The organism is Brevibacterium sp. HMSC063G07, from assembly GCF_001810665.1.
Classification (GTDB): domain Bacteria; phylum Actinomycetota; class Actinomycetes; order Actinomycetales; family Brevibacteriaceae; genus Brevibacterium.
In genome coordinates this window covers 132333-156640 of record NZ_KV802350.1, presented here as the reverse complement: position 1 = coordinate 156640, position 24308 = coordinate 132333, and the positions used below count along the sequence as shown (strand labels likewise).

Genomic DNA, 24308 nt, shown 5'->3' with positions numbered 1-24308 from the left:
GCCCCCTACGAGTTTCGTCACACTCGGTCAGCCGTCGAAATCGAATTCGTCTTTCGGCTGGCGTTCCCTGGGCTTGCGGTAGGGGTCTTCGTCTCCCGCCGGAACAGCGCCCTTCGATGCTGCAGCGATTTCGGCATCGCGAGCCTGGGCTTTCGCCAGGAGATTTTCAATGTCCTCGGCGGCCTGCGGAACCGCGTCGGCAGTGAACTCGAGAGTCGGGGTCAGGCGAATGCCCAGCCCCTTGCCCACTGCCGAGCGGATAAGACCGCGTGCTGATTCCAGCGCCGCCTGCGTTGATGCCAGCTGCTCGTCGTCCCCGAAGACGGTGTAGAACACGGTTGCATTCTGCAGGTCACCGGTTACGCGGACGTCCGTAATCGTGATGAAGCCCAACCGCGGATCCTTCACCCGGGTTTCGAGAGTTTCAGCCACGATGACTTTGATCCGGTCGGCAATCTTGCGGGCGCGTGTGGGATCACTCATGTCAGAGGCTCCTTATTCCAGTCTCAGTCGCGGGGCTTTTCCTGCATCTCGAAGGCTTCGAGGATGTCACCTTCGCGGATGTCATTGAACTTGCCCAAACCGATACCGCATTCGTAGCCCTCGCGGACTTCCGTGACGTCATCCTTGAAGCGGCGCAGCGATTCGACGGAGAGGTTGTCGCCGATGACGACACCGTCGCGGGTCAGACGAACCTTTGCGTTGCGCTTGATGGAGCCGTCGCGAATGATCGAACCGGCGATGTTGCCGAACTTCGAGGAGCGGAACACTTCGCGGATCTCGGCAGAACCGATGTGCACCTCTTCGTATTCCGGCTTGAGCATGCCCTTGAGTGCTGCTTCGATGTCATCGATCGCGTCGTAGATCACCGAGTAGTAGCGAACGTCAACGCCTTCGGCATCTGCGAGGTCGCGAGCGTTGGCTTCGGGGCGGACATTGAAGCCGATGACGATTGCGTTGTCGACCGTTGCGAGGTTGATGTCGTTTTCGGTGATTGCACCGACACCGCGGTGGATGATTCGCAGGCCGACTTCATCGCCGTCGCCGACCTCGATGTTCATCAGCGAGTCTTCGAGAGCTTCGACAGCACCCGACACATCACCCTTGAGGATGAGGTTGAGCATGTCGATCTTGCCCTCTTCGATCGCCTTCGTGAAGTCTTCGAGGCTGATGCGCTTGCGGCTGCGCGCAGCTGCCGCGTTGCGCTCAAGAGCGTCGCGCTTCTCAGCGATCTGACGCGCCGTGCGGTCATCGCCGACGACCATGAACGAATCGCCTGCCCGCGGCACGCTCGACAGACCGAGCACCTGCACGGGACGCGACGGACCGGCTTCTTCGACCGTGTTGCCGTTTTCATCGAACATGGCCCGAACGCGGCCGTGGCTGGATCCGCAGACGATCGCATCGCCCTGGCGCAGGGTTCCGGAGTCGACGAGCACGGTTGCGACAGCACCGCGACCGCGGTCGAGCTTCGCTTCGATGGCGACACCGCGTGCTTCCCGGTCCGGGTTGGCCTGCAGGTCCAAGGCGGCGTCGGTGGTCAGCAGCACGGATTCGAGCAGTTCGTCGATCCCGGTGCCCTGCTTTGCCGAGATCTTCACGAACATGGTGTCACCGCCGTACTCTTCGGCAATGAGGTTGTACTCGGTCAGCTGCTGCATGACCTTGTCCGGGTTGGCCTCGGGCTTGTCGACCTTGTTGACCGCCACGACAATCGGCACACCGGCGGACTGCGCGTGGTTGAGCGCTTCGATGGTCTGCGGCATAACGCCGTCGTCGGCTGCCACAACGAGGACCGCGACGTCGGTGGCCTTCGCACCGCGAGCACGCATAGCCGTGAAGGCTTCGTGGCCCGGGGTGTCGAGGAAGGTCATCTTGCGCTCTTCGCCTTCGTGTTCGACCGTAACCTGGTAGGCGCCGATGTGCTGGGTGATGCCGCCGGACTCACGGTCAATGACGTTCGTCTTGCGGATCGCATCCAGCGTGCGCGTCTTACCGTGGTCGACGTGACCCATGACGGTGACCACCGGCGGGCGAGGCTGCAGGAGGTCGTCGTCTTCGTCTTCAGCCTCTTCTGCTTCGAGGTCATAGCCGAAGCTTTCGAGCAGTTCGCGGTCTTCGTCTTCGGGCGAGACGATTTCGATCCTGTAGCCGAGCTCTTCGCCCAGCACCTTGAAGGTGTCTTCATCCAGCGACTGCGTGATAGTCGCCATCTCACCCAGGTGGAACAGAATCGTCACCAGGTTTGTGGGATCGGTTTCGATGCGCTCGGCGAAGTCCGCCAGCGACGCACCGCGGCGCAGACGCAGCGGTGTGGAGCCGTCACCGCGGGGAACCTTGACGCCGCCGACTGACGGCGCCTGCATTTCCTCCATTTCCTGACGCTTAGCCCTCTTGGACTTGCGCCGGCGACCGGAGGGGCCACCGCGTCCGAAAGCACCCTGTGTTCCACCGCGGCCGGGACCGCGACGGCCTCCGCCGGGACGACCGCCGCCGCGCGGAGGACCGCCCGGACGACCAGCACCGGGTGCACCGGGACCGCCGGGGCCTCCGGGACCGCCCTGCCCGCCGCGGCCGCGACCGGGTGCGGGCTGGTTGAGCGCTGAGTTTTTGAGCATCGCCGGGTTGGGGCGAGGAGCACCGGGACGAGGACCGGGGCGACCGCCGCCGGGCTTCGGTCCGGGCTTGCCGCCCTGCCCGCCGGGACGCTGGTCGCCCTTCGGCATTCCCTGCTTGGGAGCGAAGGGGTTGTTGCCGGGGCGTGAGCCACCGGGCCGCGGGCCAGGGCGGGGCCCCCCCGGACGAGGACCGGGCGTGGGCATTCCCTGCTTGGGAGCGAAGGGGTTGTTGCCGGGGCGTGAGCCACCGGGCCGAGGTGCTGCCGGACGAGGTGCCGGGGCTTCTTCGCTCTTTGCCGCCGACTTGGAAGTGGGCTTCGCTGCGGGCTTGGGAGTTGGTTTGGGAGCCGCGGGCTTCTTGGCAGCCGGGGCCGACGGCTTGGGTGCGGCGGGCTTGGGAGCTGCCGACTTGGGTGCGGGTTTGGGGGCAGCCGGTTTCGCGGCGGTCGACTTCGCTGCCGGCTTCTCAGCGGCCGTCGATTCAGCAGTTGTCGCCTTTGCTGGGGTCGGCTTGGCTGCCGGCTTTTTGCCTGCCGTCGATTTTGTGCTGGCCGACTTCGCGGCGGGCTTCTTCGCCGCCGGTTTCTCAGCAGCCGACGCTGCGTCGGCTGCGGGCTTGTCTGCACCGTCAAAGGCCTCGCGGACCTTGCGCACGACGGGAGCTTCCAGGGTTGACGATGCCGATGTTACGAACTCGCCCATTTCCTGAAGCTTCGCAAGCACTTCTTTGCTTGTCGTTCCCAGCTCTTTTGCAAGCTGGTGAACACGGGGCTTAGCCACTTTTCTCCTGTCCGGGTCCCCTCCAGACAGGAGAGAACCTCATCGAGTCGGAACAGTGCTCATTTCACTGTCCACGTCCGTAAGTCTTGGGTGTCATTTCTGAGCACTCACTACTTGTTATCCATCTTCTGCAACCACTTTCCGTGATCTTCGTATGCGCTGCGCGGGATTCTCTGCTTGAAGGCAGCTGCGAATGCGCTCTTCTTCACTGCCTTTTCAAGGCAGTCTGCCTGCGGATGAATCCAAGCGCCCCTGCCGGGAAGCGCTCGGTCCTCATCGACTGCAATCCGAAGGGGCTCGGTTTGCAGCACCAGACGGAGGAGGTCGTTCTGCGGTGCTCTTGCACGGCACCCGATGCACATGCGTTCGGGCGCGCTGTTTGAAGAGACCACGCCGTTCAGTCTACAGCACGGGCTCGGCCAGCCTGTGGGCACTAGGCTTCGACGATGTCGATCTTCCACCCTGTCAGCTTGGCGGCCAGGCGGGCGTTCTGTCCTTCCTTGCCGATTGCAAGCGACAGAAGGTCCGGCCGCACATAGGCTCGTGCCATCTTCGAGTCGGCGTCCAGGACTTCGACCCGCTCGACTTCTGCCGGGCTCAAAGCGTTGGCGATGAAGGCGCACGGGTCTTCGCTGTAGTCGACGATGTCGATCTTCTCTGCACCGAGCTCATTCATCACCGCGCGCACTCGAGTGCCCATTTCCCCGATGCAGGCGCCCTTGGCGTTCAGCCCCGGCACGGTCGCCCGCACGGCGAGTTTGGTGCGGTGCCCAGCTTCGCGCGCAACCGAGACGATCTCCACCGAACCGTCGGCGATCTGGGGAACTTCGTGGGCGAACAGCTTGCGCACCAGGTTCGGGTGCGTACGCGAAACCGTAATCGACGGCCCCTTGTTTCCAGGGCGAACGTCAGCGATGAACACGCGGATGCGCCGTCCGTGCGGATAGTCTTCGCCCGGAACCTGTTCGTGCGGCGGCAGCAGAGCTTCGACTTCACCCAGGTCCACCTGGATCATGGCGGCGTTGCGTCCCTGTTGGATGATGCCGGAGGCGATTTCGCCCTCTTTGTCGCGGAACGATCCGAGCACGCCTTCGTCTTCAACTGCCCGCAGACGCTGGTGGATAACATTGCGGGCCGTCATAGCGGCAATCCGACCGAAGTCCTCAGGTGTGTCGTCAAACTCTCCGATGGGGTTGTCATCAGCGTCGAACTCCGTGGCCCAGATGGTGGCTTTGCCGGTTGTCAGGTCGATGTCCGCACGGGAGTCCGGGTAGTGGCCCTCCATGTTGTGGTACGCGCTCAGCAGAGCCTGCTCAATCAGGCCCACCAGCGTCGTCATCGGGATTTCGCGCTCGCTTTCAATCAGCCTCAGTGCGCCAAGATCGATGTCCACTGCCCGCTCCTCTTCTGTCCTGTCGGTCCTGTTCAACCCTAGTTCATGCTGGCGCAGTGCCGCATCAGCGGAACTTGAGAACCACCTGGGCTTTTTCAATTCCGTCGAATGAGAACTCCACCGGTTCACGGCCCGAACCGGGTTCGAGCACAATGCCCAATCCGGTCACCGCGGTCAGAACACCGGCTGTTTTCCTTCCACCAACAGGCCTTACTTCGATGGTGCGTCCGACGTTGCGGCGAAAGTGACGCGGTTCGGTCAGGGGTCGCAGCGCGCCCGGGGACGACACTTCGAGTTCATAGGGCTTGTCGTTGAACAGCGGGAGCGGATCGATCACATCGGAAATGGCGCGAGTGGCCTGTTCGATGAGATCCGAAGAGACGGCCTCAGTCGTGTCGCCTGCAAGATCCACTGTGACCGTCAATCGCCGGTGAACACCCGCGGCGTGCATTTTCACTTCTTCCACCAACAAGCCCAGTTCTTCCAGGGGGCCCGCGGCTGCCTGGGCGATGTCGTCTTCTGAATAAGCCATGCCCCTATTCTTGCTGCACGCCGAACACAGGGACAACGCACCCTCCGACAGGCCGCGGACGGGCTTTCACTTCACAGCTGGGCACGCGCGGCGAGTAGGATGAGCAGATGGCCAACACCCGTCCAAAGCACACCAGCAGGCGCGCATTCCTCGTGCTCAGCGCGACTGCTGCGCTGTCGGGATGCGGCCTGCGCCTGGGCTCGCCAGAAGACCGCATGCAGGCAGAAGCCGAAGAGTCCTCCCGCGGCCGGATTGCCGCAGTGCTGTCCTCCATAGACGACCACGACCACCAAGAAGAGCGCACCAGGCTCACCGCCGCGATCGGTCCGCCGTGGTCTTCAGACAGAGCCGATTCCGCAGAGACTCCACAGCCGCAGAGCTTTGTTTCAGCCATGCACTCCATCGTCGACCTCGTGCTGCGCGACATTCACACACTCGGCGGCCCGCAGACGGCAATCATCATCGACGTGGCAGTCGGCGCATCGAACCTCGTACCGGAATGGAAGCCAATCCAGGAGCGCTTCGCCAAGCTTCCCGCACAGGGCTTCCCGGAACTCTCAAACCGACCGACATACCGCCCCGACGGCGGCACCGACCCCCTGCGCGAATTCGCCAAGGCCGCGTTCAAAGCCTCCTACGGCTATTCCCAGGCGGCCCTTGCAGTGAAACCCGACAGCCGCGAGCGCACATTGGCAACCACCCGCATGGAAGCACTGGCCAACGCCGCCGCAGACGCCAACACGCTCCTGAAGCAGGCCGAACGCGAAGAAGCCGCAAACCGGCCCGCGTGGCGCCTGCCGCACAATCCGTCTGATCCGGCATCAGCGCGGAAACTCGCCCAACAACTGGAAGACACCGTCGCTGCCGCGCTGTTCGGGGTGTTCGAAGACCCCGCTGCGGTGTCCCTGGCCAGCCGCGAACTCAAAGCGAGTGCTGACGCTCGCATCGGCTTCGGCGGCTTTCAGCTGCTGCGCTACGAAGGAGAAGCCCAGTGAAAGTGCCCGCAGTGCTGCTCAATTCGGCAACGCAGACCCAAGGCGAAGAACGCGCACAGGCCTGGGCTGCGGCGCTGGACCACATCGTGTTCGAGCTGTTCGACCGGTGGAAGCTCACGGCGGACCCCCAGCCAGGCTCACCCTGGGCGGGCGCTGAAAGCCTCGTCATTCCGGTTCGGCTGCACGACGGCTTTCCCGCCGCACTGCGCATAGCCGCCCCGAACGCCGACAATCCGACCGTGCACGAACAGACCATTCGGGCGCTGCGCGCCTGGGGCGGACACGGTGCCGTGCGCATCATCGAAGACGACCCGTCCCTGCGCGCCACCCTGCAGGAAAGGCTGCGCACCGAAGTCAATCTGTCGACAGAACCGCTGCACGCCGTAGCACCCATCTGGGGCCAGCTTGTGCAGGCGCTGCGGGTGCCCGGCACCAGCGGATTCGTGCGCGTGCAGGACATTGCCGCGGCGTGGCTCAAGCGCTTTGATGTCGATGTCCGCCTGGTTGAGGACTTCCCCGCCTTCACACCCGCCGACCAACAGGTGATCGCTACGGCCCTGTCGTGGACCAAAGAGCTCGCCGGCGCTGCCGACAGCTGGCTGCTGCACGCCGACCTGCACTACTACAACATCCTTGCAGGCAATCCCGATGCCGCCGGAATCGCCACGTGGAAGGCCATCGACCCTCAGCCGCTGACAGGCCCCACCGAATACATGCTTGCTCCGCTCATGTGGAACCGGCTGGGCGAAATCCCAGGGGCAGATCCCGAAGGGCAGGCTGATTGGCTGCGCGGCTTCGCTGCAGAGCTATCGCACTGCGCACAGATCAATCCCAGCGGGGCGATGGGCGCGTCCGTCGCTCGCGAAGTCCAGAACATGTTCTGGTATCTGCGCGCTGCCTCAGAGGGCAGTCCCCGGCTGCTCGAAGACGCAGAGCGCTCGCTGTGGGTTGCCCGCGCGCTCACCGGAGTCAGCGTGCAGGGAATCACCGCTCAGCAGCTCAAACCGCTGGGCTGAGCCGCCGATCACAGAGCCAACGCCGGTGGCCCAGCCTTTTCGCGTGGGGCGCGGGCGTTGGCCTGCAGCTGACGCTTCGAGTGCCAGCACGTGACGGCTACAGAAGTTCGATGGCGTCCTGTTCGGCGTACTGCTGCCGCAGACGGGCGATGACTGCGTCGGCTGCCTGGTCAACAGGCAGTTCGGTCGATTCGCCCGTGAAGCGATCGCGCAGCTCTACGAGCCCTTCTGCCAGGCCGCGGCCTGCGACGAGCACGTTCGGCACGCCCAGCAGTTCGGCGTCGCCGAACTTCATGCCCGGTGAAACCTTCGGACGGTCATCGAGCAGAACCCGGAAACCGGCTTCTTCGATGGCCGCGGTGAGCTTCTCAGCAGCTTCCAGGGGTTCGTCGCCCTTGCCGGTGGCAACAATGTGAACGTCCGCCGGAGCCAAGTGCACCGGCCACAGCAGACCCTTGTCATCGGCGAACTCTTCGACCAGACAGGCGAGAACACGGGTGACGCCGATGCCGTAGCTGCCCATTGTGACAACACGGGACTTGCCGTTTTCATCAAGCACGTTCAAGCCGAGAGCTTCTGCGTAGCGGGTGCCCAGTTTGAAGATCTGGCCGATTTCAACACCGCGGGCCAACTGCAGCGGACCCGAGCCGTCCGGGGCGGGGTCGCCCTCGCGAATCTCAGCCGCCTCGATATAGCCGTCTGCGGTGAAGTCGCGGCCGGCGGTGAGGTTGAAGACATGCTTGCGGTCTTCGTTCGCTCCGGTGATCCACTGCGTGCCCTCGGAGACCCGGGGGTCGAGGAAGTAGCGGATGCCCGTCGAGCTCTCCGCACCCAGAACAGCGGCGTCCAGCGAGTTTCCGGGGCCAATGTACCCGGCCACGAGGCCCGGATGCTTTTTGAGATCGTCTTCGGTTGCCGGTTCAAGGTCGATTTCACCATCGCCGAGTAGACCGGTTCCGGCAGCGCGGTCGAGGTCGACCGCACGGTCGCCGGGCAGGCCGATGACGATGACTTCGCGTTCGCCGTCGGGGTGGATGAGAGCGCACACGACGTTCTTGAGCGTATCCGCCGCCGTCCACGGGCCCTCGGCGCGCGGGAAGACTTCGTTCGCACTTGCAACGAGAGTTTCGATGGTGCGCGAATCCGGCGTTTCGATGACCTGCGCTTCTGGCAGACCGTCAAAGGGCACCGGGGCGGCCAGCGGCGTGGTGACAGCCTCGACATTGGCGGTGTAGCCGCCTTCAGAGCGGACGTAGGTGTCTTCACCGACCTCCGTCGGGTAGAGGAATTCGTGAGTGCCGGAACCGCCCATCGCACCCGGGGTTGCTTCAACCACGACGTAGGGCAGTCCCAGACGCGTGAAGACGTTGATGTAGGCCCGGCGCATGGCTTCGTAGGAAACGTCGAGGCCTGCGTCGTCGATGTCGAAGGAGTAGGCATCCTTCATGATGAATTCGCGCCCGCGCAGCAGGCCCGCTCGCGGGCGAGCTTCATCGCGGTACTTAGTCTGAACCTGGTACAGGCTCAACGGGAGGTCCTTGTAGGACGAGTAGAGGTCGGACACCAGCATGGTGAACACCTCTTCGTGGGTCGGAGCCAGGAGGTAGTCGTGCTCACGGCGGTCCTTGAGCCGGAATATGCCCTCGCCGAACGCGGACCAGCGGCCGGACTGTTCATAGGGTTCAGCCGGCAGCAGCGCCGGGAAGTGGACTTCCTGGCTTCCTGCCCGCTCCATTTCTTCACGGACAATCGCTTCGACGCGTTCAAGGACTTTCAGGCCCAGCGGCAGCCACGAGAAGATACCGGGCGAGGTTCGGCGAATATAGCCGGCGCGGTGCAGCAGTTTGTGGCTTTTGATTTCGGCATCGGCCGGATCTTCTTTCAGTGTCCGGACGAACAGATTCGACAGCCGCAGGGTCATGTGGGCTCCTTTATCGGGCAGGTATCGGGGCAAGATTATCACCGGCGCTACAGTTGTTCGCAGCATCTTCACCACCCGGTCGACCACAGCGGAAGGAGGCCTATGCCCGAGCTGAACTTTGACGCCGGTGCAAGCCAGCGGATCGATGTGTGGCTCTGGGCCGTCCGCGCGTTCAAAACCCGGTCTTTGGCGCAGAAGCAGATCAAATCCGGGCACGTGCGCATTGACGGCGACCGCGCCAAACCCGCGGACAAGGTTAAGATCGGCCAAGTTGTCGTCATCCGCAGACCGGGCGCTGAGCGAGTGCTCACGGTGCAGGGCTTTCTCGACACTCGAGGACCGGCTTCTATGGCCGCGGCCTGCTACATCGACACGTCTCCCCCGCCGAACCCCCTGCTGCGCGCCCCGGTGCCCAAGCGCGAAAAGGGCGCCGGTCGACCCACGAAAAAAGACCGCCGGGCCTGGGACCGGCTGCGCGGCCGCACTTCCCGCTGAACTCACGAGGTGCCGCCCCGGTCCCGCTGTCTGCTCGCCTGCACCGGCTTCTCACGAAAGCAGACCCGCTTGGATCTCAGTAGTTGACTGTCGCGAATGTGCCCACGGGAACGAACCCGGCTTTTGCATATGCGCGCAGGGCCGGCACGTTGTGGCTGTTGGCGTACAGCGTGACTGTCGGAGCAAAGCGACGCCGAATGAGAGCGGTTGCAGCAGCCATGGCGCGCGAAGCGAGTCCCCTGCCGCGATACTCGGGGTGCACCCACACACCCTGCACCTGAACTGACACACCCGAGCCGATCCCGATATCGGCCTTGAAGACGACCTGTTCGTCAGACATTCGGTTGGGCCACAGAGGCATAGGCTGCCCGGTGGGCCCGGTGCGTGCCGTGTAGCCAAGCGACAGACCCCCGGCAATGAGAGACTCGACCCGCCTGCGATAGCCCGTGCTTCCGCCTTCCAGAGGTGAGTGACCCACCTCTTCTTCGTACATGGCGACAGACGCCGGAAACACGACCTCCGCCTCGTACGGGGAGAACTGCCGGACCAGGGGGTCCGGCACAGCGGTCGGGGCGGCAAGCGCACTGAGCAGCGGCTGGTTGGGCCTGCGGTCCCGGGGCGGGCCCCAGTTCAGCCGGGAGGTCAGATCCAGAATCTGCTCGGCGGGCCCGACAAAAGACGACGGCCTGCGCCCCTCATGGTTGAGGATTCCAGCCATAACGCAATTGCTCTCAGGATCCGCGCCCAGGGGAACTATCGTGTTGCCCAGCCAGTAGGCGGCAACCGGCCGTCCGTCGCGAAAACACCCCACCATCCGGCCCGCGGGACTGGCTATCTCCACTGTGCGCGAGCGTTCCAGCAGTGCCTGCAGGAAGACGTTCGCCGCGGGATCACGGGCGATCTCCGCGGCGAACCAGTCGGTGTGCTCATGCAGCAGCGGGGCTGCAAGCGTCGTCACCCGACGATGACCTCGGGCGGACCGGAAGGCTGATCGGACTCTTCGGCAATGCGGTGGGCCTCTTCGATGAGCGTTTCGACGATCTTCGATTCCGGTACGGTGCGGATGACTTCGCCCTTGACGAAAATCTGGCCTTTGCCGTTGCCGGAGGCAACACCGAGGTCGGCTTCGCGAGCCTCGCCCGGGCCGTTGACAACACAGCCCATAACGGCCACGCGCAGCGGAATCTCCATGCCCTCAAGGCCGGCCGTGACCTTTTCTGCAAGTTCGAAAACATCAACCTGAGCGCGCCCACAGGACGGACACGACACGATTTCAAGCTTGCGCGGACGCAGATTGAGCGACTGCAGAATCTGTTCGCCGACCTTGACCTCTTCAACCGGCGGTGCGGACAGCGACACGCGGATGGTGTCGCCGATGCCCTTGGAGAGCAGGGCGCCGAAGGCGGTTGCAGACTTAATCGTGCCCTGGAATGCCGGACCGGCTTCGGTCACGCCCAGGTGCAGCGGCCAGTCGCCGCGCTCGGCGAGCATTTCGTAGGCCTGCACCATGACGACGGGATCGTGGTGCTTGACCGAGATCTTGAAGTCGTGGAAATCGTGCTCTTCGAAAAGGCTCGCTTCCCACACTGCGGACTCAACGAGGGCTTCCGGGGTGGCCGAACCGTACTTCTCCATGATCCGCTTATCGAGCGAACCGGCGTTGACGCCGATGCGCAGCGACACTCCGGCGTCCGCGGCAGCTTTGGAGATCTCCTTGACCTGGTCATCGAACTTGCGGATGTTGCCGGGATTGACGCGCACACCGGCACAGCCAGCGTCAATGGCCGCGTAGACGTACTTCGGCTGGAAGTGGATGTCAGCGATGACCGGGATCTTCGACTTCTGGGCGATCGCGGGAAGCGCTTCGGCGTCATCAGCAGACGGGCAGGCTACGCGCACAATATCGCAGCCGGCAGCGGTGAGCTCAGCGATCTGCTGCAGCGTGCCGTTGATGTCAGTGGTCTTGGTGGTCGTCATCGACTGGATGCTGACCGGGGATTCCGATCCCACTCCGACGCTTCCGACCTTGATCTGCCGGGTCTTGCGGCGGGGAGCCAGAACAGGCGGGGGTGGTTTCGGCATTCCCAGATTGACCGATGTCACAGGCGGTTCCCTTTCGAACGAGGCTGCGGGGATGTGCACAGTTCTGCGGGCCTGGACCGTAGCCTGCGGCCCGCAGAACGATTCTAGACCCCGGCTCCTGTGGATGTGCCGAGAGTCTTCTTTCGCTCGGTCATCCGCTGGTAGATGGCCATGACGACCGCAATAGCCAGGCCAAGAAGCGACATTGCGATGACCGGGTAGACAAGGAGAAGGCCTGCAAGTGCCAGGATGACGGATTCCCACGCAACGAGTTTGCGGAAGTAGAACCCTGCGACAGCCGCTGAAAGCACAGCCATGCCCAGCAGCGCTGTCGCAAACACCGGGATGAACATGAGCGGATTCTGGTCGCCCTGGAACAGCAGCACCGGCTCCATCACGAAGACATAGGGCACGAGGAAGCCGGCGACAGCCACCTTGAGCGCCGTGACACCGGACTTCAGCGGGTTCGAACCGGCAATGCCCGAAGCCGCGTAGGCAGCAAGGCAGACCGGCGGGGTCACATCGGCAAGCAGACCGAAGTAGAACACGAACAGGTGCGCAGCCAGAATCGGCACATCGAAATTCGAAATGAGGATCGGCGCTGCCACGGTGGCCGTGACGACATAGTTGGCGGTGGTGGGCAAGCCCATGCCGAGCACCAGGCAGGCGATCATGGTGAAGAACATAACGAGGAAGAAGTTCTCACCCGCGGCGGTGAGGATGCCATCGGCCAGACGGCCGCCCAGACCGGTGGCGGTCACAATGCCTGCGACCATACCCGCAGTCGCACAGGCGGCAATGACGGGCAGAGCGGTCTTCGCGCCCTCTTCCAGCAGCAGGATCGTGTCCTTGAAGCCCAGGCGAGTGCTGGCGCGCAGAAGGCTGATGACGAAGGCAATGAGAATGCCCCACAGTGCGGCTTTCTGCGGCGTGGTGCCAGCCAGAAGCGTCACGATGATCACGCCCAGCGGCAGCAGCTGGTCAAGGCGCTTGAGCAGCATCTTCCAGCGCGGCAGTTCGTCCTTTGAGTAGCCTTCGATGCGCAGACGGCGCGCTTCGAAGTGCACCGCGAGCATCACGCCTGCAAAGTAGAGGAACGCCGGGACAATCGCAATGAGGATGATCTGCGAGTAGGGAACACCCGTGTACTCGGCCATGATGAACACGGCCGCACCCATAACGGGCGGCATGATCTGACCACCGGTCGACGCGGTTGCTTCGACCGCAGCGGCGAACTTCGGGCCGAAGCCGACCTTCTTCATCAGCGGAATCGTGAAAGAACCGGACGTCACAGCGTTGGCGACCGATGAGCCGGTCACGGTTCCCTGCATTGCCGAGGCGACGACTGCAGCCTTTGCCGGGCCGCCGGCGAAGCGGCCGGTCAGGCGGAATGCAAGCGAATTGAAGTAGGCGCCGATGTCGGTGCGCACCAGAATGACGCCGAAGAACAGGAACAGGAAGATGAAGCTCGAGGACACCTGGATCGGCACGCCGAAGATCGAGCGCGACGAATAGTAGGTCTGCTGCACCATGTTCTGCCACGTGGTGCCGTGGTAGCGCATGATCGGCGAGTAGTTGCCCAGCCAGAAGTACAGCAGCGCAACAACGGCGATGATCACGATCGGCAGGCCCACGCAGCGGCGGGTGGCTTCGAGGATCAGGAGGATCGCAACAAGCGCGACGATCGTGTCGAGAGTCGAATAGCCGTGGATCTGCACGCCGACACCCGTCAGATAGGTGTAGTTGGCAAGCAGGTAAACGGAGGTTCCCATTGCCAGCAGCGACAGCACAGTGTCAACGGAGAGAGCCGTGTAGTAGGCCTTGCGGTTCTTATCAGATTTCAGGCACAGGCTCCTGTGCAGCGGGTACAGCAGGAAGATGATGCCCATGGCCCCGCCAACGTGGATCGAGCCCTGGATCAGTGTGGGGCGAGTGCCGAAGAGCGCTGTGTACAGCTGAAAGACGGTCAGTGCGACAGACAGGACGAAGACGGCAATGCGCCACGGCCCCATGTCGGAGTTGATGCGGTGACGCGAAGCGCTGTCCAGGTCGCGCATGACCTTGTCTGCGAGGTCCTGCGCTTGTTTCTGGTCCATGGGCGCCGTGTCAGCGACGGGACTTGGGTCCGGGTTTTTGGCGGTATCGGAGGGAGTCATGATCTTCTGCCTGTCGTGGGGATGGTCTAGACGGCCCACGCGGCGACGGCGCTCAGCGCGCCGTCGCCGCGGTTGTCAGCCGAGGGTGAGAGGATCAGTTCTGGTCCTCGACGCCCTTTTCTTCGAAGTACTTCTTAGCGCCGGGGTGAAGCGGGACATCGCCGCGGCCGAGCAGAGCGTCTTCGACTTTGATGAGCTTGCCCTGCGCCAGCGAGATCTTACCGGCGTCTTCGTACAGCGACTTGGTGATGGCGTAGCCGTCTTCTTCGCTGATCTGGTTGGTCGAGCCGACAATCGTTGCGAACACGGTCACCGTCTGGACCGGGTCCTTGGCGAAGTCGTAGGCGCCGCCGGGGATTTCGTAGCTTTCGTATTCGGATTCAGCTGCGATCTTCTCGGCTTTGTCCTTGTCGATGGGAAGGAGCTTGACGTCGGCGTTGGCAGACAGTTCCGACAGCGCGGCAGCCGGGACGCCGAGGATTTCGATAGAGGCGTCGATGTTGCCGTCCTGCACCTTGGAGCGGGCATCCGCGAAGCTCTCTTCGTAGGGTTCGTAGTCGCCTTCCTTGAAGCCGTAGGCGTCGAGGATGAGCTTGGCAACCGCGGCGGTGCCGGAACCGGGTGCGCCGACGGCGATCTTCTTGCCCTTGAGGTCTTCAACCGAGTCGAAGCCGCTCTTCTCAAGCGTGATGATCTGGGCGGCTTCCGGGTACAGCTGGCCCATCCAGCCGACGTTGCTGAGTTTGCCGACCTCTTCGAAATCGCCGGTTCCGCGCACGGCATCGTTTGCGGTGTTCGACTGGGTGAAGCCCAGCTGAGCGTCGCCCTTGGCAATGCGGCCCAGGTTGTCGACAGAACCGTCGGTTTCGACGGCGTTGACCTTCAGGTCTGCGTCCGTGTCCTGCAGGAGGCGGGCGTATTCGTTGCCCAGCGGGTAGTAGACGCCCGCGGTGCCGCCGGTGCCGAAAGTCAGGTCCTTGGTGAAGTTCTCTTCCGGTGCCGCCGAGCCGCCCTCGGCTCCGCCGCGCTCACATCCGGTGAGTACGAGAGCGGCTGCGCTTGCGGCAGCTGCAATCTTGAGAAGAACGCTCTTCTTCATGAGGCTCCTATGTCTGGGCCCGCCGACGCAGAAACGTGCGGCAGGTCATACGTCCAAATGGCTGTGAGAAGAATAGCGCATCTTCTGGGCGCACTGCCAGAAATCCCTCAGCGGGCGCTCAGACAAGCTTCCTGCCGGTAGTTCTCCAGCCCCGGGGCTCAGCCGCAGGTGTCAGCCGAACAGCCTGACGGGCTTGACGATGTCGACGTAGACGAGCAGTGCTGTCATGCACAGCAGAATTCCCACGACCCCGTAGGTCAGGGGAAGCAGCTTTGCGGTGTCGAACGGGCCGATGAGTCCTCGACCGCGAGAGAGGTTGATCCTGCGGCGAGCTCCTTCGTAGAGGGCGACCGCGATGTGCCCGCCGTCCAGAGGAAGAAGCGGAACCATGTTGAACGCGAACAGGAACAGATTGAGCGATGCCGCCAGGCTCAGGCCCAGCTGCACCTTGTCGACCACCGCGAAAGCGTCTGCCGACACGATTTCGCCGGCAACTCGGCCCACACCGACCATGCCCATCGGCCCGTTGGGGTCGCGCTCCGCTCCCCCGAGAGCGACATTCCCGATCTGAACGAGTTTGACCGGCAGAGTCGCCAACGCAGCGAAGGTCTGCCCGAGTGCCTTGCCCGCTTCGGCCGGGAACTGCGCCGGTGACAGCGGATAGTGCTTCTTCTGCGGTGAGACCCCCAAGAAGCCGACGGTGGCGGTTTCCGGCTTTCCGTCGGCAGTGAACTTCTGTTTTCCATCGTCGTCGTAGACCGCGCGCTCAGTTTCGATGATAGGCACCTGCACAGTGTGCTCACCGCCGCCGCGTTCGTAAGCCACGGTGACGGTCCTGCCGGCGCTGTCGGCAATGATCTTCTGCACCTGCTCCCAGGTGTCTACCCGCGTACCGGCGACGGCGGTGATCGTGTCTCCCGGTTTGAGACCGGCAGCCTTTGCCGGGGCGGGAGTATCACCCGGCTGGCATTCGGCATCGGGCCCGCGCTTCTGTGCGGTTTCGGCGTCGACGGCACATTCAACAACCCCGGACAGCTGGGTGGACAGTCCCGGAACGCCGATGCCCATGAGCACAATGCCCAAGAAGACGATCCCGAGGACGAGGTTGACGGCGGGCCCGCCGAACATGACGGCCAAGCGCTTGGGAACCGACAGGGCGTAGAAGGTGCGGCCTTCTTCTCCCGGTGCGATTCCTCGATTGGAGAATTCTCGGGCGTCCTCCGCGCTCTGTTCGAACACGCGCTTTCGTCCGGCGCCCTGCTGCCCGCAGACGCCTTCAACCGCCCGGCGCTGGGCGTCGGCCTCCACAATGTCGTGTGCTGATTCGACTCCGCGCAGCTCCTCAGCCCGAGCGTGAACCGCCTGCTTCGGCGGATACATGCCCGGCATGGCGATGAAGCCGCCCAGCGGCAGCAGTTTGATGCCGTAGCGGGTTTCACCGCGCTTAAACGAAATCAGGGTCGGGCCGAAGCCGATCATGAAGTGGGTGACCTTCACCCCGAAGCGCTTGGCGGGCACCAGGTGTCCCAGTTCGTGCAGCCCAATGGACAGCCCGACGACTGCGAGCATGAAGACGATTCCCAATGCGTACAGCAGGGCGGTCATGAACGCTCTCCCCCGTGCGCTGCCCGTTCGGCCACCCACTGCTGGGCGAACGTGCGGGCCTCGCCATCAGCCGCCAAGACAAGCTCGGCCGTCAGCTTCCCGTTGTGCGGTGTGTGCGCATCGAGTGCTGCACTCAGCCCCCTGCTGATGTCGAGAAAGGAGACCTTCCCATCGTGGAAGGCATCCACCAGGATTTCGTTTGCCGCGTTGTAGACCGCCGGTGCGGTGCTGCCGATCCGGCCGGCGCGCACGGCCAAGCGCAAGGCGGGGAACGCATCGTGGTCAACCGGTTCGAATGTCCACTGTGTCGGCTCGTCCCAGCGGTTGGGTGCCGTGATGTTCGACAGCCGTTCCTCATAGCCGAGGGCGTAGGCGATCGGCAGCTTCATATCCGGCGGGCTGACCTGCGAGATCGTGGAGCCGTCGACATATTCGACCATGGAGTGAATCTGCGACTGCGGGTGGACGACCACACTGATCTGTTCGTAGGGAATGTCGAAGAGCAGATGCGCCTCAATGACCTCCAAACCCTTATTGACAAGCGTTGCCGAATTCGTCGTGATGACCTTGCCCATGTCCCACGTGGGGTGTTTCAGCGCCTGCTGCGGTGTGACCGCCTCAAGTTCAGACTCCGTCATCCCGCGGAAGGGCCCCCCGCTTGCCGTGATCACCAAACGGCTGACTTCTTCGCGGCGGCCAGACCGTAGGGCCTGCCACACGGCAGAGTGCTCAGAATCGACCGGAAGCAGGCGCGCACCCGTTCGCGCAGCGACTTCCATGACGACATCGCCGCCGATGATGAGCGACTCTTTGTTTGCCAGCGCGACATCTGTGCCGCGCTCAAGGGCAGCCAGAGTCGCCGTCAGACCGGCAGCACCCGTGATGGCGTTGAGGACCGTATCGACTTCGAGCTTCGCAACATCGTCAGCTGCCCGTGGCCCGACGAACACCCGCTCCACGGGGTTCGCAACCGAAGCGGCGGCCGCGGCAGATGCGACGGCCCGCTCCACCTCGTCAGCCGATGCGGCACCGACAGCACCCAGGGCAGTTGCGCGAAAGCGAACGGCCTGCGCGGCTGCGGCGGCAATATTCGTGTGACAGACGAGACCGACTATCTGAAAGCGGTCAGGGTGGGCGCTGACGACGTCGAGGGTCTGCGTCCCAACGGAACCGGTCGAGCCGAGAATTGAGATGTGAAGCACCCGGCTATCTTGGCAGACGTCGCTGAACCCGCGCTCAGAGGGACCAGGGGATATTCGTCACAGAAAATACATATCTCGGCTATACTCTTTTTTGGAAGTCCTCCCTGAGCCCTCTGAACAAAGGAGTGAAATGGCCAAGACCTCACACCCGGACGAAATCCTCGGACTCAATCACCTCTTCTCGAAAGAAGAGCGCGAATGGGCTGGCATCGTCCGCAGCTGGCTGGATGAAAACGTGCGCGAAAAAATCGGCGACTGGTACCTCGAAGGCACCATTCCCGCGCGTGAACTCGCTGAAGGCCTCGGTGAGCTCGGCCTGCTCGGCATGCACCTGGACGGCTACACGCTGCCCGGCGCTTCTGCCCGCATGTACGGCATCGCCTGCCGTGAACTCGAAGCAGTCGACTCGGGCCTGCGCTCGCTTGTCTCAGTCCAGGGTTCGCTGGCGATGTTCGCCATTCACCACTGGGGCTCGGAAGAGCAGAAGGAAGAATGGCTGCCCCGCATGGGCGAAGGCAAGGCCATCGGATGCTTCGGCCTGACCGAACCGGATGTCGGATCGGACCCGTCGAACATGCGCACCACCGCCAAGCGCGACGGCGACGACTGGATCCTCAACGGCGCCAAGATGTGGATCACCAACTCCCCCGTCGCAGACGTCGCCGTCGTGTGGGCCAAGACCGACGAAACCGATGCCAAGGGCCGTCCCATGATCCGCGGCTTCGTGGTTCCCACCGACACCCCCGGCGTGGAAACCCCCACCGTCCAGCGCAAACTGTCACTGCGGGCCTCCATCACCGGTGAAATCGTCCTGGACAACGTCCGCCTGCCCGGTTCGGCCGTCATGCCGAAGGCAGAGGGACTCAAGGGACCCCTGTCCTGCCTTTCAGAAGCCCGCTACGGCATCGTCTGGGGTGTCACCGGTGCTGCTCGCGACTCCCTGGAACAGGCACTCATGTACACCGGCAGCCGCATCCAGTTCGACAAGCCGCTGGCCGCTTTCCAGATTTCGCAGCAGAAACTGGCGAAGGCCTTCGGCCAGTACTCGAACATCACCCTGCTTGCGTCACACCTCGGCGATCTCAAGGACTCGAAGGACGGCGTGCGCCCCGAGCAGATTTCGCTTGGCAAGATGAACAACGTCGACACCGCTATGAACATCGCCCGCGACCTGCGCGCACTCTTCGGCGGTTCGGGCATCACCAGCGAATACTCGCCGCTGCGCCACGCCATCAACCTCGAAACCGTGCTGACCTACGAAGGCACACACGAAGTTCACCAGCTCACGCTGGGCCGTGCGCTCACCGGCATCAACGCCTTCGCCTGATCCACAGCTGAGGCACTGCTAACGCGAGAAGGCCCCGCTTCCGAACAGGGAGCGGGGCCTTTTCGCGGCTGTGAGGGCTGATGCGGCGACAGCCAGGCCGCCTGCTGTGAGTTCGGTTCGCTCTGATCAGCGCAGCAGAGTGCGCACTGCTTCGAGGCTTTCCAGGGCCGTAACCTCAATGCCGTCAAGGCGCATGAGCGTACGTCCGGGTCCCAGCGGCTCGGCGGCCGCGTGTTTGAAGGCCGCCTGCTTCATGAGCGTGTCCACAGCAGACGGTGCGCTGTCCGGCCCATCGGCCAGCAGCTCCGCACCCTCAAAGTGCGTATCGAGTGACCGAGTGGCAGTGTGCATTCCAGCGCGCGCCTGCGATTCAGCAACGGCCTGCGCCTGATGCTGCATGGCTGCAGAAGATGCCGACCGCAGAATCGGCGCTTCTGCTTTCTGCCGCGGAGTCAGTCCCTTTGAACCGATGACAGCGCACGTGCCCACGCGCATTGCCCCGAGAACAGCCAGCAGCAGAGCTGTCGGCTTCAGCCCGTCTTCAACAATGAGCATCTGCGGGGCCGGTTCGGACACAGCGCGCATAATCCCGGCGAACTTCGCAGCGCGATCCAATGCGTCCTCATAGCTCAGTTCGCACTCGCCAGAGGCAAATGCCTCCCCACCGCGGCCCACAGCAATCGGGTGGTCAAGCAGTTCGAAGACAGGGTTGAACGTCCCCTTGTCCCGTGGACCGTTGGTCGCAGGCTTGCGGAACCAATGCAGATCGGCGTTCACAGAGATCCCCTCAGTCGACAGAGGCCATGACTTCCACGACACGGTCGATGAACGCATCGACCTCGTCTTCATCGTAGGCTCGCTCCCCGCGGCGGGTGCGGAACAGAACTCGGCGCACCTCGTCGACGCTCATCGCCCGGCCCTGTGTGAAGTAGGCGCTGATCTTGTCGCACAGTTCGTCGACCTCAGCGAGGTCATAGCCGATGGTGCGGTCGGCGGCAAGTTCGAACCGCTCACCGCGAGGACGCTCCAAACGGGCCTGCAGCGACCCGGCTGCAGAAGACAGTCTGTCCATCCACGCCTTTTCGCCCTCTTCGGCAATCAGCCGTTCGCGAGACGATTTGGCAAACGCGTCCTCCAAACGGTCGAGAGCCGCGTCGACAACACCGACGTGGTAGCCGCGGCGCACCAAATCGAAGCCCACGGTGCGCACTGCGCGAGCATCGAGATCACCCGGGCCGGGCTGTTCGCGCTCATAGGATTCGCGGGCTCGCTTGAAGAAGCTGTCAACCTGTCCGGGATCATAGCCGGACTTCCACCCCGACATCCTGGGGAAGCTCTTCTCCATGTGGTCTCCTCTTAGGTGATGCGTGCTGTGTTCGGCTTGTCTCAGTCCTCGCCGGACGCTGCCAGCTGACCGCAGGCACCGTCGATGTCCTGTCCGCGGGTGTCGCGAATAGTGGTGGGAATTCCGGCCGAAACCAGGCGGTCTACAAATTCCTGGGCAACCTGCGGTTCAGATGCGGTCCACACCGAGCCCGGAGTGGGGTTAAGGGGAATCGGGTTGACGTGCACCCAGCCCCTGCCTCGGGCATTGAGCTTCTTTGCCAAAAGGTCTGCCCGCCACGCGTGGTCGTTCATGTCTTTGATGAGGGCATATTCAATCGACACCCTACGGCCCGTTGTGCGGTAGTAGTCATAGGCGGCGTCAATCGCCTCGTCGGCATTCCAGCGTGTGTTGACCGGAATCATCTCATTGCGCAGGCCGTCATCGGGTGCGTGCAGGCTCAGGGCGAATGTGACGGGAATATCTTCGCTCATGAGTTTGCGGATGCCCGGCACCAGCCCCACCGTTGAAACCGTTATGCGCCGCGGCGACATTCCCAGGCCGTGCGGGGCGGCGTCGGTGAAGCGGCGGATGGCGTTCATGACGCGTTTGTAGTTGGCAAGGGGTTCGCCCATTCCCATGAACACGATGTTCGTCACCCGCTCTTGGCCAGCGGGTGTTTGGGTGGCAGAGGGTTTGTCGCCAGCGCTGGTGTGCGCACCGGTCTGAGCGCCTACGTCGGATTCGCCGGATTCGTCGCCGACCGCGGCTGCCTGTTCGCCGAGCATGTTGATGTCCGGCTCCGCGGTCGGTGCGAGTTCCCCTGCGGCGATAGCCTGGTTGGCTCGGATGACCTGTTCGACGATTTCGGCTGTTGACATGTTGCGGGTGAGCCCCTGCTGGCCGGTGGCGCAGAACGGGCAGTTCATACCGCAGCCGCACTGGGACGACACACACAGGGTGATGCGATTGCGGTAGCGCATGAGAACGGATTCGACGAGTGCGCCGTCAAACAGACGCCACAGGAATTTGATGGTGTCGCCGTTCTTGGTCTTCAGCCGGTGGACCTCGCTCAGCAGCGGTGGGAAGAAGGCTTCGGCAAGAGCATCGCGCTTATCGGCCGGGATGTCTGTCATGAGCGCAGGATCGGTGATGTTGCGCTGGAAGTAGTGATTGGACAGCTGCTTGGCGCGGAAGGCGGGCAGACCGAGTTCGCGCACGGCGTCCTGTCGTTCCTCCATCGACATGTCGGCGAAGTGCCGCGGCGGCTGGGTCACGCGCGGTGCGCGAAAGTTCAGCAGCGGGCGGCCATCGCGGGTAGGCGTCTTGGATGTTGAGCCGTCTTCGTGTTCGACGACGGGGCGGACCTGCTTGCGACGCGTGTTGCTCATGACTCCCCCATTATTCCAAAGCTCCCGCGCCAGTGGCCCGAGGGGAGCGTGTGATCGTCGTCCTCATCAGCCTGTGGTGATGAACCCCGGCAGAATTGTGTAGAGCACGAGAACGACGGGGGCGCTGGGCAGGATCGAGTCCAATCGGTCCATGACACCACCGTGGCCCGGCAGCAGATTGCCCATGTCTTTGAGGTCCAGATCGCGTTTGATCATGGATTCCGAAAAGTCCCCGAGCGTTGCGAAGGCTGGGATCACCAGACCGAGAACAGCGCCTTCCCACCAGGGCACGTGGAAGGCGAAAACGGCCATGCAGATTCCGACGGTCACGGCGAACACGGTCGAACCTGCATACCCCTCCCAGGATTTCTTCGGCGAGATCTTCGGTGCGATGGGGTGCTTGCCCCACAGCACGCCGAACACGTATCCCCCGGTGTCAGAGGACACGGCCAGGGCCAGGAACGTGATGAGCAGAAGATTGCCCTGCGGCTGGTGGAGGATGTAGACGATGAACGCCGCCATGAGCCCGACATAGGTCAGGGCGAACAGCGACAGGGACACTTCTTTGACCGGATTGGGCCGCCCGGTCATAAGCGAGACGAGCATGATGATGCCCGCTGAAAGGGTGAATGCGACCCATACGGCTTCGCGCCCGCCGAACCAGCTCGACAGCACAAGGCCGGCAGCTGCGGTCATGGTCAGCGGCCGGTAGACATCTGCCCCGGAGCGAGACAGTGCGGTGGACAGTTCCCACGTGGCGGCGAGAACCCCGATGACGGCGATGACAAGGAACGCCGGAGGGTAGACGAGGAGGCTGACCAGCACGGTCCCGCCGATGCCCACGCCGACCCCGATTGCGGCAGGCAGGTTCCGTCCTGCTTTTCCGTAGTCTTTTTCCGCCGGAGGTGTGACTTCCTCAGGCGACGGCGTCTGCTGTGCTTCCGCGCTGTCGTCTGAGGAAGTCAAGGGTGATTGAGCAGTCAAGTCAGACTTCCATCAGGTCTTTTTCTTTGGCCGCAAGAAGCGTGTCGATTTCGTCGGTCTTGCGCTTCGTGAGCTCGTCGAGTTCGGCCAGGCCCGCCCGGACTTCGTCTTCGCCGAGGTCGCCGTCTTTCTGGAACTTCTCGAGGGTGTCCTTGGTTCGGCGGCGGACGTTGCGGATGGCCACTTTGCCGTCTTCCGCGTAGCCGCGCACAATCTTGACGTACTCGCGGCGGCGTTCTTCGGTCAGCTCCGGCAGGACCACGCGGATGACGTTGCCGTCGTTGGCGGGGTTGGCGCCGATGTCGGAGTTGCGCAGGGCGGTCTCGATGTTGCCCAATGCCGACTGGTCGAACGGTGAAATCAGGAGGGTGCGAGCTTCGGGCACCTGGAAGGAGGCCAGCTGCTGCAGCGGGGTCGGCACTCCGTAGTACTCAACCTGAATATTGGCGAACAGCTGCGGGTTCGCGCGGCCGGTACGCACGGAACCGAAGTTCTCCTGGGTGGCCTCTACGGCGCCGTCCATGCGGCCGCGTGCGTCCTTGAGCTCAGAATCGATCATTGTGTCTCCTATGAATAGTGCTGGCTCTCAGGCAGAGAGCACGGTGCCGATGTTCTCGCCCATGATGGCCGAGCGCAGATTTCCTTCGCCTTCCATACCGAAGACGCGCATAGCAACGTTGTTGTCCATGCACAGGCTGAAAGCTGTCGCGTCGACGACTTTGAGCCCGCGCTGCAGAGCGTCCTGGTAGGAGATGCTGTCGAGCTTCTGCGCCGTCGGATCGGATTTGGGATCGGCCGTGTAGACGCCGTCGACTCCGTTCTTGGCCACGAGAACTTCGTCCGCGTGGATTTCCAGCGCGCGCTGAGCGGCGACGGTGTCGGTTGAGAAGAACGGCAGGCCCGCACCGGCGCCGAAGATGACGACGCGATCTTTCTGCATGTGTCGCATGGCTCGGCGCGGAATGTAGCTTTCAGCCACCTGCGGCATGGGGATCGCCGTCTGCACGCGGGTGTCCACATCGAGCTGTTCCAGGAAGTCCTGCAGTGCAAGGCAGTTCATGACGGTGCCGAGCATGCCCATGTAGTCAGCGCGCGTGCGGTCCATGCCGCCGTTCTGCAGTTCGGCCCCGCGGAAGAAGTTGCCGCCGCCGACGACAATCGACATTTCGACTTCGCCGACAGTGGGCGCGATTTCACGAGCGACAGATGCGACGACATCGGGGTTCACTCCGACCGAGCCGCCGCCGAACACTTCGCCGGAGAGTTTGAGCAGGACCCTGCGCCGATGTGTGGCTTCGGGCTTCGGACTCTCACTCACGGTGTGCGGCATCTGCTTCCTTCCTTCGTTTGGATCGCTCCCAGTCTACCCATCCGCGCCTGCCGATTCT

The 24308-nt window shown here is 63.3% G+C and carries 22 protein-coding genes; 4 read left to right on the top strand and 18 right to left on the bottom strand.

Annotation, left to right across the window (positions count from 1 at the left end; translation table 11 throughout):
• Window positions 1-27: 27 nt before the first annotated feature.
• From rbfA to rimP, 5 genes are all read right to left on the bottom strand, one after another.
• The gene (gene rbfA / locus HMPREF2757_RS06075) at window positions 28-483 is read right to left on the bottom strand and encodes a 30S ribosome-binding factor RbfA (protein WP_070574297.1); all 456 of its coding nucleotides are present in this window, start codon (window positions 481-483) and stop codon (window positions 28-30) included.
• Between the two features lie 23 nt (window positions 484-506).
• A complete protein-coding gene (gene infB, locus HMPREF2757_RS06070) occupies window positions 507-3398 on the bottom strand; it encodes a translation initiation factor IF-2 (RefSeq protein WP_070574295.1) in 2892 nt (963 codons plus the stop codon).
• A gap of 110 nt (window positions 3399-3508) precedes the next feature.
• A complete protein-coding gene (locus HMPREF2757_RS06065; protein WP_070574293.1) occupies window positions 3509-3790 on the bottom strand; it encodes a YlxR family protein in 282 nt (93 codons plus the stop codon).
• A gap of 41 nt (window positions 3791-3831) precedes the next feature.
• Complete coding sequence (gene nusA, locus HMPREF2757_RS06060; RefSeq protein ID WP_070574291.1) at window positions 3832-4791, bottom strand: transcription termination factor NusA; 960 nt, start codon at window positions 4789-4791, stop codon at window positions 3832-3834.
• A gap of 64 nt (window positions 4792-4855) precedes the next feature.
• A complete protein-coding gene (gene rimP / locus HMPREF2757_RS06055) occupies window positions 4856-5323 on the bottom strand; it encodes a ribosome maturation factor RimP (protein WP_070574289.1) in 468 nt (155 codons plus the stop codon).
• A gap of 107 nt (window positions 5324-5430) precedes the next feature.
• On the opposite strand from rimP, the gene HMPREF2757_RS06050 reads away from it, so the two are divergent.
• Window positions 5431-6318 (top strand): DUF4439 domain-containing protein, encoded by an 888-nt coding sequence (locus HMPREF2757_RS06050; protein ID WP_070574287.1) that lies wholly within the window; start codon window positions 5431-5433, stop codon window positions 6316-6318.
• Window positions 6315-7334, top strand: coding sequence for an aminoglycoside phosphotransferase family protein (locus tag HMPREF2757_RS06045; protein WP_070574285.1), 1020 nt, complete (start codon window positions 6315-6317; stop codon window positions 7332-7334). Before HMPREF2757_RS06050 ends, HMPREF2757_RS06045 begins: the two co-directional genes overlap by 4 nt.
• A 97-nt stretch (window positions 7335-7431) precedes the next feature.
• Here the strand turns inward: HMPREF2757_RS06045 and HMPREF2757_RS06040 are convergent, their stop codons facing one another.
• The gene (locus tag HMPREF2757_RS06040; protein ID WP_070574283.1) at window positions 7432-9255 is read right to left on the bottom strand and encodes a proline--tRNA ligase; all 1824 of its coding nucleotides are present in this window, start codon (window positions 9253-9255) and stop codon (window positions 7432-7434) included.
• Between the two features lie 102 nt (window positions 9256-9357).
• On the opposite strand from HMPREF2757_RS06040, the gene HMPREF2757_RS06035 reads away from it, so the two are divergent.
• Entirely contained in the window at window positions 9358-9750 is a 393-nt protein-coding gene (locus HMPREF2757_RS06035) for an RNA-binding S4 domain-containing protein (RefSeq protein WP_070574282.1), read from the top strand.
• A gap of 76 nt (window positions 9751-9826) precedes the next feature.
• Here the strand turns inward: HMPREF2757_RS06035 and HMPREF2757_RS06030 are convergent, their stop codons facing one another.
• From HMPREF2757_RS06030 to dxr, 6 genes are all read right to left on the bottom strand, one after another.
• A complete protein-coding gene (locus tag HMPREF2757_RS06030; protein ID WP_070574280.1) occupies window positions 9827-10708 on the bottom strand; it encodes a GNAT family N-acetyltransferase in 882 nt (293 codons plus the stop codon).
• The gene (ispG, locus tag HMPREF2757_RS06025) at window positions 10705-11853 is read right to left on the bottom strand and encodes a flavodoxin-dependent (E)-4-hydroxy-3-methylbut-2-enyl-diphosphate synthase (RefSeq protein ID WP_070574448.1); all 1149 of its coding nucleotides are present in this window, start codon (window positions 11851-11853) and stop codon (window positions 10705-10707) included. Before ispG ends, HMPREF2757_RS06030 begins: the two co-directional genes overlap by 4 nt.
• Before the next feature lie 83 nt (window positions 11854-11936).
• Window positions 11937-13988 carry a TRAP transporter permease gene (locus HMPREF2757_RS06020; protein WP_083304136.1) on the bottom strand — a complete coding sequence of 684 codons (2052 nt, stop codon included), beginning with the start codon at window positions 13986-13988 and terminating at the stop codon, window positions 11937-11939.
• Window positions 13989-14082: 94 nt separating this feature from the next.
• Window positions 14083-15087: a TAXI family TRAP transporter solute-binding subunit gene (locus tag HMPREF2757_RS06015; protein ID WP_070574278.1), complete on the bottom strand. Its 1005-nt coding sequence runs from the start codon at window positions 15085-15087 to the stop codon at window positions 14083-14085.
• Between the two features lie 171 nt (window positions 15088-15258).
• Window positions 15259-16692, bottom strand: a complete 1434-nt coding sequence (locus HMPREF2757_RS06010) for a M50 family metallopeptidase (RefSeq protein WP_070574276.1) — start codon at window positions 16690-16692, stop codon at window positions 15259-15261.
• A complete protein-coding gene (gene dxr / locus HMPREF2757_RS06005; RefSeq protein WP_070574274.1) occupies window positions 16689-17894 on the bottom strand; it encodes a 1-deoxy-D-xylulose-5-phosphate reductoisomerase in 1206 nt (401 codons plus the stop codon). Before dxr ends, HMPREF2757_RS06010 begins: the two co-directional genes overlap by 4 nt.
• Window positions 17895-18024: 130 nt before the next feature.
• Here dxr and HMPREF2757_RS06000 point away from each other — a divergent pair, with 130 nt between their 5' ends.
• Window positions 18025-19221, top strand: a complete 1197-nt coding sequence (locus HMPREF2757_RS06000) for an acyl-CoA dehydrogenase family protein (RefSeq protein WP_070574272.1) — start codon at window positions 18025-18027, stop codon at window positions 19219-19221.
• A gap of 126 nt (window positions 19222-19347) precedes the next feature.
• Here the strand turns inward: HMPREF2757_RS06000 and HMPREF2757_RS05995 are convergent, their stop codons facing one another.
• From HMPREF2757_RS05995 to pyrH, 6 genes are all read right to left on the bottom strand, one after another.
• The gene (locus tag HMPREF2757_RS05995; protein WP_070574270.1) at window positions 19348-19998 is read right to left on the bottom strand and encodes a hypothetical protein; all 651 of its coding nucleotides are present in this window, start codon (window positions 19996-19998) and stop codon (window positions 19348-19350) included.
• A gap of 10 nt (window positions 19999-20008) precedes the next feature.
• On the bottom strand, window positions 20009-20566 hold the full coding sequence (locus HMPREF2757_RS05990) for a DivIVA domain-containing protein (RefSeq protein WP_070574268.1): 558 nt from the start codon (window positions 20564-20566) through the stop codon (window positions 20009-20011).
• Between the two features lie 41 nt (window positions 20567-20607).
• On the bottom strand, window positions 20608-21936 hold the full coding sequence (gene rlmN / locus HMPREF2757_RS05985) for a 23S rRNA (adenine(2503)-C(2))-methyltransferase RlmN (RefSeq protein WP_070574267.1): 1329 nt from the start codon (window positions 21934-21936) through the stop codon (window positions 20608-20610).
• 66 nt (window positions 21937-22002) lie between these two features.
• Window positions 22003-22902, bottom strand: coding sequence for a phosphatidate cytidylyltransferase (locus tag HMPREF2757_RS05980; protein WP_256278277.1), 900 nt, complete (start codon window positions 22900-22902; stop codon window positions 22003-22005).
• 19 nt (window positions 22903-22921) lie between these two features.
• Entirely contained in the window at window positions 22922-23479 is a 558-nt protein-coding gene (gene frr / locus HMPREF2757_RS05975; protein WP_070574263.1) for a ribosome recycling factor, read from the bottom strand.
• Window positions 23480-23506: 27 nt separating this feature from the next.
• Complete coding sequence (gene pyrH / locus HMPREF2757_RS05970) at window positions 23507-24250, bottom strand: UMP kinase (protein ID WP_070574261.1); 744 nt, start codon at window positions 24248-24250, stop codon at window positions 23507-23509.
• Window positions 24251-24308: the final 58 nt, after the last annotated feature.

Excerpts from the sequence above, each read along its gene's own strand:
- rbfA (WP_070574297.1), bottom strand. The coding sequence starts at position 483 with ATGAGTGATCCCACACGCGCCCGCAAGATTGCCGACCGGATCAAAGTC.
- rimP (WP_070574289.1), bottom strand. The coding sequence starts at position 5,323 with ATGGCTTATTCAGAAGACGACATCGCCCAGGCAGCCGCGGGCCCCCTG.
- HMPREF2757_RS06050 (WP_070574287.1), top strand. The coding sequence starts at position 5,431 with ATGGCCAACACCCGTCCAAAGCACACCAGCAGGCGCGCATTCCTCGTG.
- HMPREF2757_RS06040 (WP_070574283.1), bottom strand. The coding sequence starts at position 9,255 with ATGACCCTGCGGCTGTCGAATCTGTTCGTCCGGACACTGAAAGAAGAT.
- HMPREF2757_RS06035 (WP_070574282.1), top strand. The coding sequence starts at position 9,358 with ATGCCCGAGCTGAACTTTGACGCCGGTGCAAGCCAGCGGATCGATGTG.
- HMPREF2757_RS06020 (WP_083304136.1), bottom strand. The coding sequence starts at position 13,988 with ATGACTCCCTCCGATACCGCCAAAAACCCGGACCCAAGTCCCGTCGCT.
- HMPREF2757_RS06015 (WP_070574278.1), bottom strand. The coding sequence starts at position 15,087 with ATGAAGAAGAGCGTTCTTCTCAAGATTGCAGCTGCCGCAAGCGCAGCC.
- HMPREF2757_RS06010 (WP_070574276.1), bottom strand. The coding sequence starts at position 16,692 with ATGACCGCCCTGCTGTACGCATTGGGAATCGTCTTCATGCTCGCAGTC.
- HMPREF2757_RS06000 (WP_070574272.1), top strand. The coding sequence starts at position 18,025 with ATGGCCAAGACCTCACACCCGGACGAAATCCTCGGACTCAATCACCTC.
- HMPREF2757_RS05990 (WP_070574268.1), bottom strand. The coding sequence starts at position 20,566 with ATGGAGAAGAGCTTCCCCAGGATGTCGGGGTGGAAGTCCGGCTATGAT.
- rlmN (WP_070574267.1), bottom strand. The coding sequence starts at position 21,936 with ATGAGCAACACGCGTCGCAAGCAGGTCCGCCCCGTCGTCGAACACGAA.
- frr (WP_070574263.1), bottom strand. The coding sequence starts at position 23,479 with ATGATCGATTCTGAGCTCAAGGACGCACGCGGCCGCATGGACGGCGCC.
- pyrH (WP_070574261.1), bottom strand. The coding sequence starts at position 24,250 with ATGCCGCACACCGTGAGTGAGAGTCCGAAGCCCGAAGCCACACATCGG.